The following is a 13,497-nucleotide window of genomic DNA, read 5'->3' as shown; positions in this document are numbered from 1 at the left end:
GTCCCGGCGCCGGTAGGCGCCGGGACCTCAGGTGTTACCAGCGGTAGTGCGCGAAGGCCTTGTTGGACTCCGCCATCTTGTGGGTGTCCTCACGCCGCTTGACGGCGGCGCCGAGGCCGTTGCTCGCGTCCAGCAGCTCGTTCATCAGTCGCTCGACCATGGTCTTCTCGCGGCGGGCGCGGGAGTAGGTGACCAGCCAGCGCAGGCCCAGGGTGGTGGCCCGGGCCGGACGGACCTCGACCGGAACCTGGTAGGTCGCGCCACCGACACGGCGGCTGCGGACCTCGAGGGTCGGCTTGACGTTGTCCATCGCGCGCTTGAGGGTGACGACCGGATCGGTGCCACTCTTCTCGCGGCAGCCCTCCAGGGCGGCGTAGACGATGCGCTCGGCGAGCTGACGCTTGCCGCGGAGCAGGATCTTGTTTACCAGCTGGGTGACCAGCGGCGAGTTGTACACCGGGTCAGCGACCAGCGGCTTACGCGGGGCAGGTCCCTTACGCGGCATGTCAGCTCTTCTCCTTCTTCGCGCCGTAACGGCTGCGCGCCTGCTTGCGGTTGCGGACACCCTGGGTGTCCAGCGAGCCGCGGACGATCTTGTAACGCACGCCGGGGAGGTCCTTCACACGGCCACCGCGGACGAGCACGATCGAGTGCTCCTGCAGGTTGTGCCCGACGCCCGGGATGTAGGCGGTCACCTCGACCTGGCTGCTGAGCTTGACACGAGCAACCTTGCGCAGCGCCGAGTTCGGCTTCTTCGGGGTGGTGGTGTACACGCGGGTGCACACGCCGCGCCGCTGAGGGGAACCCTTCAGCGCCGGGGTCTTGGTCTTGGTGGTCTTCGCCTGGCGGCCCTTTCGGACCAGCTGTTGGATCGTGGGCACCGGGTTTCTCCGCTCCCTTCGGCCGCTGTCGCGACCGCGCCGTCTGTCGTAGCCGACCTGATGACCGGCTCTCCTACATTCCGACCAGGGCCACCTCACGGAGGTCCCGGCACCCGCGGTCGGGCGTGTCGCCCGATCACGGTCCCGGTTCCGCGCGGATGAAGCGCAGCCCCGGGGTCTGTCACCGGCACACGGAGGCCCGTACGCCGGATCTTGGCTCAGTCGTGGCGCCTTCCGGAAACCGGAGGCCGGATCCAGCGCACGCACGATTTGCCCAGGCGAGCCCGGGCACAAGGGGAAAGAGTACCTACCACAGCCGTGCAGGTCAAAACGGGAGACCCGCCGAACTTCTCACCGCTCGGCTATCGGCTCCGTCGCTCCGCCCGCCCGTGATGGGCACCTACGACGCCAAGTGTACCGGCTCCACCGGAAACCACCCGCCGACCCCCGAGCCCGACCACACCCGCCCGCCGCCCGGGTCGGCCGGCCCGGTCAGGCCAGGGTCATCAGCAGGGCCAGACCCACGCCCAGCAGGCTCAACAGCAGTCCGGCACCACCGCAGCTGACCCCGGCGATGGCCAGACCCCGGCCGGTGAACCGCACCCCCGGCGGGGGCGCCGGTCGACGGATCTGCCGCATGCCCAGCAGGCCGGCGACGAGGGCACCGGCCCCGGTCAGGCCGCCCAGAGTGGCGAAGGAGCCGGCGGCCCAGACCCCGTTCAGCCCACCCCCCACCCCACCCACGCAGAGGACCAGGAAAGACACCAGGATGGAGACGATGCCCGCGACCAGCGAGCCGACCGCCAGGCCCGAGGTGACCGGCGGCACATCCAGGTGCACCATGGCGAAGGGGGTGCCCGGTACGGGCTCCACCCGACTCGGCGGCCGGGGCCGTTCCTGCGGTGGCGGAACGACAGCACCCCGCCCCGCCGCGGCACCCCAGCCCGCCGGCGCACCGGCACCGGGCCCACCCGGCGGTGGCCCACCCGGCGCGGACGGGAACGGGGCCGGCGGGGACGGGGCGTACCCGGCGGGTTGGTTCGCCGCCCAAGGCCCCGGTGGCGCCCACCGGGGCGGCTCGGGTGTCTCAGGCCCCGGAGGCCCGGCGGCGGGCTGAGCGGGTTCGCCGCTCTCGGGACGCGCCGGTTCCGTCACGGGGATCCTCCTCATCGACCGCGTCCACCGCCGCGCGGTGGACACCGTCAGGCTACCGTCGCCGATCAGCCCCCCGGTGCCGGAGACGGCGGCACCCCAGCCGAGCGGCCGCCCCGGTGCGGACCTCAGTCCACGTTCGGTGCGAAATCCTGACCGTAGGGCGCCTCGGCGAGCCGGATCACGCCGATCACCACCAGCACGACCACACTCACCGCGACCAGCATCAGGCCCGTCCAGGCCAGGCTCTCTCCCCGCCGCAGCCAGGCCGCGCCGGTGAGAAAACCCCCTGAGGCGTACGCCTCACGGCGGGCCTGCCGGGCCAACTGGAGGGCGATCGTGGCCGGTACCACTCCCCCGATGAACAGCCCGGTCAACGCACCCATCAGGCCGAGCGCGAAGACGGCCCGTGCCTTCGTGGCCCGAACCGGGTCCGGGTCCAGTGGATGCCGTGGAGGCCCGGGCAGTGAAGCGACCGGCATCGGTCCGGCGGCGGTCGTCATGGCTCCATCATGCCGTGCCCGAAGCGAATCGGGAGGACCACCGACGACGAGGCCCCCGGCGGATGCCGGGGGCCTCGTCGGTGCAGCGGATATTAGCGGTACGACCCGAAGTCGAAGTCGTCCAGCGGAACCGCCTGGCCGCTGGCCGGCCCGAAGCCGTAGTCGGTCTCCGGGTATCCGGTCATCGAGTAGACCTTGGCCTTGGCCTCCTCGGTCGGCTCGACCCGGACGTTGCGGTACTTGCTGATGCCGGTACCGGCCGGGATGAGCTTACCGATGATCACGTTCTCCTTGAGACCGATCAGCGAGTCGCTGCGGGCGTGGATCGCCGCGTCGGTCAGCACCCGGGTGGTCTCCTGGAAGGAGGCCGCCGAGAGCCAGGAGTCGGTGGCCAGCGAGGCCTTGGTGATACCCATCAGCACCGGACGTCCGGCTGCGGGCTCGCCGCCCTCGCCGACGAGCCGGCGGTTCTCCGACTCGAACAGCGCCCGGTCGACCAGCACACCCGGCAGGAACTCGGTCGAGCCGGAGTCGATGACCGTCACCCGCTTGAGCATCTGGCGGATGATGATCTCGATGTGCTTGTCGTGGATGAGCACACCCTGCGAGCGGTAGACCTCCTGGACCTCCTGGGTCAGGTGGACCTGGACCGCGCGCGGGCCGAGGATGCGCAGCAGCTCGTGCGGGTCGATGGTGCCCTCGGTGAGCTTCTCGCCGACCTCGACGTGGTCGCCGTCGTGCGCCCGCAGCCGGACCCGCTTCGAGATCTTGTCGTACACGATCTCGTCGCTGCCGTCGTCCGGGATCACGACGATCTTGCGCGACCGCTCGCCGTCCTCGATCCGGATCCGGCCGGGGGTGTCGGCGATCGGCGCCTTGCCCTTCGGGATCCGGGCCTCGAAGATCTCCTGGACACGGGGCAGACCCTGGGTGATGTCCTCACCCGCGACACCACCGGTGTGGAAGGTACGCATCGTCAGCTGGGTACCCGGCTCACCGATCGACTGGGCGGCGATGATGCCGACCGCCTCGCCGACGTCCACGATCTTGCCGGTCGGCAGCGAGCGGCCGTAGCACGCACCGCAGACGCCCAGCTTCGACTCGCAGGTGAGCACGCTGCGCACCCGGACGGTCTCCACCCCGGCGGCGACGATCTTGTCGACCAGGATCGAGTTGATGTCCGAACCCCGCTCGGCGACGACGGTGCCGTCCGGCCCCTTGATGTCGTCGGCCAGGGTACGGGCGTGCACGCTGGTCTCCGCGTGCTCGTGCACCACCAGCCGGCCGTCGAGCTGCTGACCGATCTGCATCGGAATGGCCCGGTCGGTGCCGCAGTCCTCCTCGCGGATGATGACGTCCTGCGAGACGTCCACCAGACGACGGGTCAGGTAACCCGAGTCGGCGGTACGCAGGGCGGTGTCCGCGAGACCCTTACGGGCACCGTGGGTGGAGATGAAGTACTCCAGCACGGACAGACCCTCCCGGTAGCTGGCCTTGATCGGCCGCGGGATGATCTCACCCTTCGGGTTGGCCACCAGACCACGGATCGCCGCGATCTGCCGGAGCTGGAGCAGGTTACCGCGAGCACCCGAGTTGATCATCTTCCACAGCGGGTTCTCCTGCGGCAGCGCGGTGTCCATCTCCTTGGCGACCTCGTTGGTCGCCTTGGTCCAGATCTCGATGAGCTCGCCGCGACGCTCCTCGGCGGTCATCAGACCACGCTGGTACTGCTTGTCGATCCGGTCGGCTTCCTTCTCGTACTTCTCCAGGATCTCCCGCTTGCGCGGCGGAGCGATGACGTCCTCCATGCCGATGGTCACGCCGGACCAGGTGGCCCAGTGGAAACCGGCCTCCTTGAGCCCGTCGAGGGTGGCCGCCAGGGCCACCTTCGGGAACCGCTCGGCGAGGTCGTTGACGATCGCGGAAAGCTGACCCTTGCGGATCTCGTAGTTCACGTACCGGTAGCCCTGCGGCAGGGTCTCGTTGAACAGCACCCGGCCCAGGGTGGTCTCCACCGTCAGCGGCTGACCCGGGGTCCAGTCCTCCGGCGGGGACCACGGCTGCCCACCGGCGCCGTTGTCGACCTCGACCACACCCTGCAGCCGGATCTTGACCGGTGCCTGGAGGTGCAGCTCGCCGTTGTCGTACGCCATCCGCGCCTCGGCGTCCGAGCTGAACGCCCGGCCCTCGCCCCGCTCACCGGTGGTGAGGTGGGTGAGGTGGTACAGGCCGATGACCATGTCCTGGGTGGGCATGGTGACCGGCTTGCCGTCGGCCGGCTTGAGGATGTTGTTCGACGACAGCATCAGGATCCGCGCCTCGGCCTGGGCCTCGGCGGACAGCGGCACGTGCACCGCCATCTGGTCACCATCGAAGTCGGCGTTGAACGCGGTGCAGACCAGCGGGTGGATCTGGATGGCCTTGCCCTCGACCAGCTGCGGCTCGAAGGCCTGGATGCCCAGTCGGTGCAGGGTCGGTGCGCGGTTGAGCAGCACCGGGTGCTCGCCGATGACCTCTTCCAGCACGTCCCACACGACCGGCCGCTGCCGCTCGACCATCCGCTTGGCGGACTTGATGTTCTGGGCGTGGTTGAGGTCGACCAGCCGCTTCATCACGAACGGCTTGAACAGCTCCAGCGCCATCTGCTTGGGCAGGCCGCACTGGTGCAGCTTGAGCTTCGGGCCGACCACGATGACCGAACGGCCGGAGTAGTCGACGCGCTTGCCCAGCAGGTTCTGACGGAACCGGCCCTGCTTGCCCTTGAGCATGTCGGACAGCGACTTCAGCGGACGGTTACCCGGACCGGTGACCGGCCGGCCCCGACGGCCGTTGTCGAACAGCGCGTCGACGGCCTCCTGGAGCATCCGCTTCTCGTTGTTGACGATGATCTCGGGGGCGCCGAGGTCGATCAGTCGCTTGAGCCGGTTGTTCCGGTTGATCACCCGGCGGTACAGGTCGTTCAGGTCGCTGGTAGCGAACCGGCCACCGTCGAGCTGCACCATCGGACGCAGGTCCGGCGGGATCACCGGTACGCAGTCCAGCACCATGCCCAGCGGCGAGTTGCGGGTGTTCTGGAACGCCGCCACGACCTTCAGCCGCTTGAGCGCCCGGATCTTCCGCTGACCCTTACCGGTACGGATGGTCTCCCGCAGGCTCTCCGCCTCGGCGTCGAGGTCCATGTTCTGCACCAGGGCCTTGATCGCCTCGGCGCCCATGCCACCGGTGAAGTACTCGCCGAAGCGGTCCCGCAGCTCGCGGTAGAGCAGCTCGTCGGTGACCAGCTGCTTCGGCTCCAGCTTGCGGAAGGTGTCCAGCACCTCGTCCAGGCGGTCGATCTCGCGCTGGGCCCGGTCGCGGATCTGGCGCATCTCGCGCTCTCCGCCCTCCTTGACCTTGCGCCGGACGTCCGCCTTCGCGCCCTCGGCCTCCAGCTCGGCCAGGTCGGCCTCCAGCTTGGCGGCCCGCTTCTCGATCTCCGAGTCGCGGCTGTTCTCCGACTGTCGCTTCTCGGCCAGGATCTCGTTCTCGATGGTCGAGAGGTCACGGTGACGCGACTCGGCGTCAACGCTCGTCACGACGTACGAGGCGAAGTAGATGATCTTCTCGAGGTCCTTCGGGGCGAGGTCCAGCAGGTAACCCAGCCGGCTCGGCACACCCTTGAAGTACCAGATGTGGGTCACCGGGGCGGCCAGCTCGATGTGGCCCATCCGCTCCCGGCGGACCTTCGAGCGGGTCACCTCGACGCCGCAGCGCTCACAGATGATGCCCTTGAAGCGGACCCGCTTGTACTTACCGCAGTAGCACTCCCAGTCCCGCTGCGGACCGAAGATCTTCTCGCAGAAGAGCCCGTCCTTCTCCGGCTTGAGGGTGCGGTAGTTGATCGTCTCGGGCTTCTTGACCTCACCGTGCGACCACTGACGGATGTCGTCCGCAGTCGCAAGGCCGATGCGCAGCTCGTCGAAGAAGTTGACGTCGAGCACGTTATATCCCTCGTGTCGTGTCTGATCTGTAGCTAGCCCTCGGCGGGGTTGGGGGCCGGTCGACTCGCGTCGGGATCAAGCCTGACCGCCCAGAGCGAACCGGACGGCCCCCAACCTCCCCAATCACACCTCTTCGACCGAGCTCGGCTCACGCCGGGACAGGTCGATGCCGAGTTCCTCCGCGGCGCGGAACACCTCGTCGTCGGTCTCGCGCATCTCCAGGGCCACGCCGTCGCTGGAGAGCACCTCAACATTGAGGCACAGCGACTGGAGCTCCTTGAGCAGCACCTTGAACGACTCCGGGATGCCCGGCTCGGGGATGTTCTCGCCCTTGACGATGGCCTCGTAGACCTTGACCCGACCGAGGACGTCGTCGGACTTGATCGTCAACAGCTCCTGCAGGGCGTACGCGGCACCGTAGGCCTGCATGGCCCAGCACTCCATCTCACCGAAGCGCTGGCCACCGAACTGCGCCTTACCACCCAGCGGCTGCTGAGTAATCATCGAGTACGGACCGGTCGACCGAGCGTGGATCTTGTCGTCGACCAGGTGGTTGAGCTTCAGGATGTAGATGTAGCCGACCGCGATCGGGTCCGGCAGCGGCTCGCCGGAGCGACCGTCGAACAGCTGCGCCTTGCCGGTGGCACCGATCAGCTGCTTGCCGTCCCGGTTGGGCAGGGTCGAGGCGAGCAGACCGGAGATCTCCTCCTCGCGGGCACCGTCGAAGACCGGAGTGGCCACGTTGGTGTCCGGCTCCGAGGAGTCCGCGCCGATGCTCTGCAGCTGACGCTTCCACTCGGCGTCGTCGCCCTCGACCTTCCAACCGGTCTTGGCCACCCAGCCCAAGTGGGTCTCCAGCACCTGCCCGATGTTCATCCGGCTGGGCACACCCAGCGGGTTGAGCACGATGTCGACCGGGGTGCCGTCCTCCAGGAACGGCATGTCCTCGACCGGCAGGATCTTGGAGATGACGCCCTTGTTGCCGTGCCGGCCGGCGAGCTTGTCGCCGTCCTGGATCTTCCGCTTCTGGGCGACGTAGACCCGCACCAGCTCGTTGACGCCCGGCGGCAACTCGTCGCCGTCCTCGCGGGAGAAGGTACGCACACCGATGACCGTGCCGGTCTCGCCGTGCGGCACCTTCAGCGAGGTGTCCCGAACCTCACGCGCCTTCTCACCGAAGATCGCGCGCAGCAGCCGCTCCTCCGGGGTCAGCTCGGTCTCACCCTTCGGGGTGACCTTGCCGACCAGGATGTCGCCGGGAACGACCTCGGCGCCGATCCGGATGATGCCGCGCTCGTCGAGGTCGGCGAGCATCTCCTCGCTGACGTTCGGGATGTCGCGGGTGATCTCCTCCGGGCCGAGCTTGGTGTCCCGGGCGTCGACCTCGTGCTCCTCGATGTGGATCGAGGTGAGCACGTCCTGCTGCACGAGGCGCTGCGACAGGATGATCGCGTCCTCGTAGTTGTGGCCCTCCCAGCACATGAACGCCACGAGCAGGTTACGCCCGAGCGCCATCTCACCTTCGTCGGTGCACGGACCGTCGGCGATGACCTGGCCGGCCTCGACCCGGTCGCCCTCGAAGACCACCGGCTTCTGGTTGACGCAGGAGCCGGCGTTGGAGCGGCGGAACTTGTGCAGCAGGTAGGTACGGCGGTGGCCGTCGTCCTGGTGGACGGTGATGTAGTCGGCGCAGAGGTCCTCGACCACCCCGCCGACCTCGGCCACGACCACGTCACCGGCGTCGACGGCGGCACGGTACTCCATGCCGGTGCCGACGAGCGGGGACTCGGCCTTGACCAGCGGCACCGCCTGGCGCTGCATGTTCGCGCCCATCAGGGCCCGGTTGGCGTCGTCATGCTCCAGGAACGGGATCATCGCGGTCGCGACCGAGGTCATCTGCCGCGGCGACACGTCCATGTAGTCCACGGCCGCCGGGGGTACGTCCTCGGTCTCGCCGCCCTTACGACGGACCAGGACCCGGTCCTCGGCGAAGGTGCCGTCGGCCCGCAGCGGCGCGTTGGCCTGCGCCTTGACGAACCGGTCCTCCTCGTCCGCGGTCAGGTAGTCGATCTGGTCGGTGACCCGACCGTCGACGACCTTCCGGTACGGCGTCTCGATGAAGCCGAACGGGTTGACCCGGGCGAAGGTGGACAGGGCGCCGATCAGACCGATGTTCGGGCCTTCCGGCGTCTCGATCGGGCACATCCGGCCGTAGTGGGACGGGTGCACGTCACGGACCTCGAAGCCGGCCCGCTCCCGGGACAGACCACCCGGGCCGAGCGCGCTCAGCCGGCGCCGGTGGGTCAGACCCGCCAGCGGGTTGGTCTGGTCCATGAACTGGGACAGCTGCGAGGTGCCGAAGAACTCCCGGATCGCGGCCACCACCGGGCGGATGTTGATCAGGGTCTGCGGCGTGATCGCCTCGACGTCCTGAGTCGTCATCCGCTCGCGGACCACCCGCTCCATCCGGGAGAGGCCGACCCGAACCTGGTTCTGGATCAGCTCACCCACGGTACGCAGCCGCCGGTTGCCGAAGTGGTCGATGTCGTCGGCCTCGTAACCCTCCTCACCGGCGTGCAGCCGGCAGAGGTACTCCACGGTGGCGACGATGTCGTCCTCGGTCAGGGTGCCGGTGGTGATCGGCACGCTCAGCTCGAGCTTCTTGTTGAACTTGTACCGACCGACCTTGGCTACGTCGTACCTCTTCGGGTTGAAGAAGAGGTTGTCGAGCAGGGTCTGGGCGTTCTCGCGGGTCGGCGGCTCGCCAGGGCGCAGCTTCCGGTAGATGTCGAGTAGCGCCTCGTCCTGGCCGGCGATGTGGTCCTTCTCGAGCGTGGTCATCATCAGCTCGGACCAGCCGAACTTCTCACGGATCCGCTCGGCCGACCATCCGATGGCCTTGAGCAGCACGGTGACGGCCTGCCGACGCTTACGGTCGATGCGGACGCCGACCGTGTCGCGCTTGTCGATGTCGAACTCCAGCCAGGCACCCCGACTCGGGATGACCTTGACGCTGGAGAGGTCGCGGTCGGAGGTCTTGTCCGGCTGCTTGTCGAAGTAGACGCCCGGGGAACGGACGAGCTGGCTGACCACCACCCGCTCGGTGCCGTTGATGATGAAGGTGCCCTTCGGCGTCATCATCGGGAAGTCACCCATGAACACCGTCTGGCTCTTGATCTCGCCGGTGGTGTTGTTGGTGAACTCTGCGGTCACGAACAGTGGCGCGCAGTAGGTGAGGTCCTTCTCCTTGCACTCCTCGATCGAGGCCTTGACCTCGTCGAAGCGCGGGGCGGAGAAGGACAGCGACATGGTGCCGGAAAAGTCCTCAATGGGACTGATCTCGTCGAGAATTTCCGCGAGACCCGAGCGTGCGTGCGGGTCGTCCGCCGACCGGCCCTGCCAAGCCTCGTTGCCGACGAGCCAGTCGAAGGACTCGTTCTGAATGGCGAGGAGGTTGGGGACCTCGAGGTGTTCGGTGATCCGGCCGAAGGAAACTCGGCGGGGAGCGAATGCGCTCGACGTACGACTGGTCTTCGCAGGGCGGGAAGCTGCCAAGATGCGTCCTTCCGAGGACCGGTGCTGCAGAACGGCTGGTACGCGTGCACTCCAATGACCCCACCAGAAAATATCCATAACCGGACATTTCCGAGCAGGGGTCAAGTCGGAAGGCAGCGCAAACTAGCAGTGTAGCCGAGAGGCTAACCGCTGTCCAGCCCATCCCGCAGGACGTCGCGGAACTGGTCTCGGGACCCTTGGATCGGGTCGTACCGGACCGCTCGGAACGCAACGTTCCCGCCGGGCCGCTCAGGTGCCAGCGGCAGTTGGTGCTGCCGCTGATCTACCCACGCAGTGGCCGTCGCAAGCGCGGAAGGTCTTGCTATGTCAGCGTGCCTGTCAGCCCATGGTCGCGTCAAGGGCCGAGATTGCCATCCGCTGCTCTTTCCCACCGTAGGGCCGGCCCTCCGCAGGGGTCAACGGATCCCCACGGCCTGCTCATGCCCGCTGCGCCTTGCGTCCACCAGCACGGCGGGCGGCAATCCGTCAGATCGGATTGCCGCCCGCCGCGACATGGTGTGCCCCGGCTCACGCGAGTCGGGACGGCCAGGTGGAGCTCAGGTCACTTGAGGGTGACCTTGGCGCCCTCACCCTCCAGCTTGGCCTTGGCCTTGTCGGCGGTCTCCTTGTTGACCTTCTCCAGCACGGCCTTGGGGGCCGACTCGACCAGGTCCTTGGCCTCCTTGAGGCCCAGGCCGGTCAGCTCACGCACGACCTTGATGACCTGGATCTTCTTGCCACCGTCGGCGTCGAGGACGACGTCGAACTCGTCCTTCTCCGGCTCGGCCTCGGCAGCGGCGCCACCGGCGGCCGGACCCGCCATCATCATCGCGGCCGGGGCGGCGGCGGTGACCTCGAAGGTCTCCTCGAACTGCTTCACGAACTCGGAGAGCTCGATCAGCGTCATCTCCTTGAACGCGCCGAGCAGCTCTTCGGTGCTGAGCTTCGCCATGTCTGGCGTCCTTTCCTAAAGGTTTAACTAAGAACGTGGGTGCGCCGTACGGCCTCAGGCCGCCTCGGCGTCTTCCTTCTCGCGCTTGTCCTGAAGGGCAGCCGCCAGACGGGCGGTCTTCGACAACGGGGCCTGGAACAGGGCCGCAGCCTTGCTCAGGTTGCCCTTCATCGCGCCGGCCAGCTTGGCCAGCAGCACCTCACGGGACTCCAGGTCGGCGAGCTTCGTGACCTCGGCCGCGGAAATGGCCTTGCCCTCGAAGACACCGCCCTTGATGACGAGCTTCGGGTTGGCCTTCGCGAAGTCGCGAAGCCCCTTCGCCGCCTCGACGACGTCGCCCGAAACGAAAGTCAGCGCGGTAGGACCGGTGAACAGCTCATCGAGGCCGGAGATGCCCGCGTCCGCCGCGGCACGCTTGGCCAGCGTGTTCTTGGCGACCGTGTAGCTGGTCTCCTGACCGAGCGAGCGCCGCAGCTGGGTGAGCTGGGAAACCGTCAGTCCGCGGTACTCGGTCAGCACGGTGGCACCCGCGCTGCGGAAGCTCTCGGTCAGCTCAGCAACAGCCGTGGCCTTGTCGGCCCGGATCGGCTTGTCCGCCATGTCCCTCCTCTCTCGTTACTCGAGGCTGGTCGCCAGCGCAGGCGGTCGCCTACGACTGGAGCGAGGGCGTCGCGACAACAGAAAAGCCCCGGCGCAGGGCGCACGGGGCGAGATGGGCAACCCTCACCGCAGTCGGCGGACCACGGGATGCTGCCGATGTTCGCTTACCGCCCTGCGCGGGTCGCCCGTCTTCGCGGAACCTTCGACCGTGCCGAGGCACGGTGACCAGCGGTCTCTGGGTGGAACTTCACGCACGACAGAATCGTGCGACGTCAACAGGCTACGCGACCCCACCCCCACCCGCCAAATCGCCCCCACCCCGCACTGGCCCTGGACCCCGGCCCTCGCCCCGCCCTCGGTCCCCGCCCGCCCCGTTGATCATGAGGTTAGCCCGATCATCCGCCGGCACCACCTCGCTGACCCCGCCGTATCACCGAAACGGCGGGGTCAGCCTTCACGGGACACCGCCGTTTCGGCGCAACGGAGTCGATCACGGAGAACGGAGCCGATCACCGCGCTGACCGCCACCGCCGGGGTGCCTGGGTGAGCGCCGAAGCGCGCGAGCCCCGGCACACCCTGCGACAAACGCGGAAGGGCCCCGCCACGTACGCGTGGCAGGGCCCTTTCGGTGCGTCGTGCTCAGCTGTCGGCCGAGCCTTCCTGCAGGTTCTTCACCACGTTCGGGTCGACCGGGACACCCGGGCCCATGGTGGTGGTCAGGGTGACCTTCTTGAGGTACTTGCCCTTGGCCGCGGACGGCTTAGCCCGCAGGACCTCGTCGAGCACCGCGGCGTAGTTGTCCACCAGCTGGGCCTCGGTGAAGGAGGCCTTGCCGATGATCAGGTGCAGGTTCGAGTGCTTGTCCACCCGGAAGGTGATCTTGCCGCCCTTGATGTCGGTCACCGCCTTGGTGACGTCCATGGTCACCGTGCCGGTCTTCGGGTTCGGCATCAGACCGCGCGGGCCCAGGATCCGCGCGATCCGGCCGATCTTGGCCATCTGGTCCGGGGTGGCGATGGCCGCGTCGAAGTCCAGCCAACCACCCTGGATCCGAGCGACCAGCTCGTCGGTGCCCACCTCGTCGGCACCGGCGGCGACGGCCTCCTCGGCCTTCGCGCCGGCGGCGAAGACGATCACGCGGGCGGTCTTACCGGTGCCGTGCGGCAGGTTGACCGTGCCGCGGACCATCTGGTCCGCCTTACGGGGGTCGACGCCGAGGCGCATGGCGACCTCGACCGTGGCGTCGAACTTGGTGGCGGTGGTCTCCTTGGCCAGCTTCACGGCCTCGGCGGGGGTGTAGAGCTTGGACCGGTCGATGACCTCGGCGGCCTTGCGGTAGCTCTTGCTGCGCTGCATGTTCTGTCTACTCCTGTGGTCTCTGGCGGGCCGCGATGCTCGCGCGCCCTCCCACGATCCGTACGGGTCGGTGGTGGCCGAGGTCAGTCGGTGACGTCCAGGCCCATCGACCGGGCGGTGCCGGCGATGATCTTCTCAGCCTGCTCGAGGTCGTTGGCGTTGAGGTCGGCCATCTTCTTCTCGGCGATCTCCCGCACCTGGGCACGGGAAACCGTGCCGACCTTCTCCTTGTGCGGGACGCCCGAGCCCTTCTGCACACCGGCGGCCTTGATCAGCAGCCGGGCTGCGGGCGGGGTCTTCAGCACGAAGGTGAAGGACCGGTCCTCGTACACGCTGATCTCGGCGGGGACGATGTCGCCCCGCTGCGACTCGGTCTGCGCGTTGTACGACTTGCAGAACTCCATGATGTTCACGCCGTGCTGGCCGAGCGCGGGACCGACCGGCGGCGCCGGAGTGGCCTGGCCCGCCGGCAGCTGAAGCGTGAACGTCTTGACGAGCTTCTTCTTCGGAGGCATGTC

General features: G+C 68.1%; 10 protein-coding genes. All 10 read right to left on the bottom strand.

Annotated features, from left to right (window positions below):
* Positions 1-34 precede the first annotated feature (34 nt).
* The gene (gene rpsG / locus ABZ795_RS20890) at positions 35-505 is read right to left on the bottom strand and encodes a 30S ribosomal protein S7 (RefSeq protein ID WP_013735957.1); all 471 of its coding nucleotides are present in this window, start codon (positions 503-505) and stop codon (positions 35-37) included.
* Position 506: 1 nt separating this feature from the next.
* A complete protein-coding gene (gene rpsL / locus ABZ795_RS20885) occupies positions 507-881 on the bottom strand; it encodes a 30S ribosomal protein S12 (RefSeq protein WP_013735958.1) in 375 nt (124 codons plus the stop codon).
* Between the two features lie 492 nt (positions 882-1,373).
* A complete protein-coding gene (locus ABZ795_RS20880) occupies positions 1,374-1,754 on the bottom strand; it encodes a hypothetical protein (protein WP_327024028.1) in 381 nt (126 codons plus the stop codon).
* 407 nt (positions 1,755-2,161) lie between these two features.
* The gene (locus ABZ795_RS20875) at positions 2,162-2,536 is read right to left on the bottom strand and encodes a hypothetical protein (RefSeq protein WP_327024027.1); all 375 of its coding nucleotides are present in this window, start codon (positions 2,534-2,536) and stop codon (positions 2,162-2,164) included.
* Between the two features lie 92 nt (positions 2,537-2,628).
* Complete coding sequence (locus ABZ795_RS20870; protein WP_357531556.1) at positions 2,629-6,516, bottom strand: DNA-directed RNA polymerase subunit beta'; 3,888 nt, start codon at positions 6,514-6,516, stop codon at positions 2,629-2,631.
* Positions 6,517-6,639: 123 nt separating this feature from the next.
* Complete coding sequence (locus ABZ795_RS20865) at positions 6,640-10,071, bottom strand: DNA-directed RNA polymerase subunit beta (protein WP_327024025.1); 3,432 nt, start codon at positions 10,069-10,071, stop codon at positions 6,640-6,642.
* A 562-nt stretch (positions 10,072-10,633) separates the two neighbouring features.
* Complete coding sequence (gene rplL, locus ABZ795_RS20860) at positions 10,634-11,023, bottom strand: 50S ribosomal protein L7/L12 (RefSeq protein WP_327024024.1); 390 nt, start codon at positions 11,021-11,023, stop codon at positions 10,634-10,636.
* Positions 11,024-11,077: 54 nt separating this feature from the next.
* Entirely contained in the window at positions 11,078-11,623 is a 546-nt protein-coding gene (gene rplJ / locus ABZ795_RS20855; protein ID WP_327024023.1) for a 50S ribosomal protein L10, read from the bottom strand.
* Positions 11,624-12,262: 639 nt separating this feature from the next.
* Positions 12,263-12,979 (bottom strand): 50S ribosomal protein L1, encoded by a 717-nt coding sequence (gene rplA / locus ABZ795_RS20850; RefSeq protein WP_327024022.1) that lies wholly within the window; start codon positions 12,977-12,979, stop codon positions 12,263-12,265.
* Between the two features lie 83 nt (positions 12,980-13,062).
* A complete protein-coding gene (gene rplK, locus ABZ795_RS20845; protein WP_327024021.1) occupies positions 13,063-13,494 on the bottom strand; it encodes a 50S ribosomal protein L11 in 432 nt (143 codons plus the stop codon).
* Between the last annotated feature and the right edge of the window lie 3 nt (positions 13,495-13,497).

The organism is Micromonospora sp. NPDC047134, assembly GCF_040643455.1.
GTDB lineage: Bacteria > Actinomycetota > Actinomycetes > Mycobacteriales > Micromonosporaceae > Micromonospora.
This window is presented reverse-complemented; position numbering and strand designations above follow the sequence as displayed.

What these genes read in the sequence shown, in the direction of transcription:
- rplJ (WP_327024023.1), bottom strand. Translation starts at nt 11,623, where the DNA reads ATGGCGGACAAGCCGATCCGGGCCGACAAGGCCACGGCTGTTGCTGAG.
- ABZ795_RS20875 (WP_327024027.1), bottom strand. Translation starts at nt 2,536, where the DNA reads ATGACGACCGCCGCCGGACCGATGCCGGTCGCTTCACTGCCCGGGCCT.
- rplA (WP_327024022.1), bottom strand. Translation starts at nt 12,979, where the DNA reads ATGCAGCGCAGCAAGAGCTACCGCAAGGCCGCCGAGGTCATCGACCGG.
- rplL (WP_327024024.1), bottom strand. Translation starts at nt 11,023, where the DNA reads ATGGCGAAGCTCAGCACCGAAGAGCTGCTCGGCGCGTTCAAGGAGATG.
- rpsG (WP_013735957.1), bottom strand. Translation starts at nt 505, where the DNA reads ATGCCGCGTAAGGGACCTGCCCCGCGTAAGCCGCTGGTCGCTGACCCG.
- rplK (WP_327024021.1), bottom strand. Translation starts at nt 13,494, where the DNA reads ATGCCTCCGAAGAAGAAGCTCGTCAAGACGTTCACGCTTCAGCTGCCG.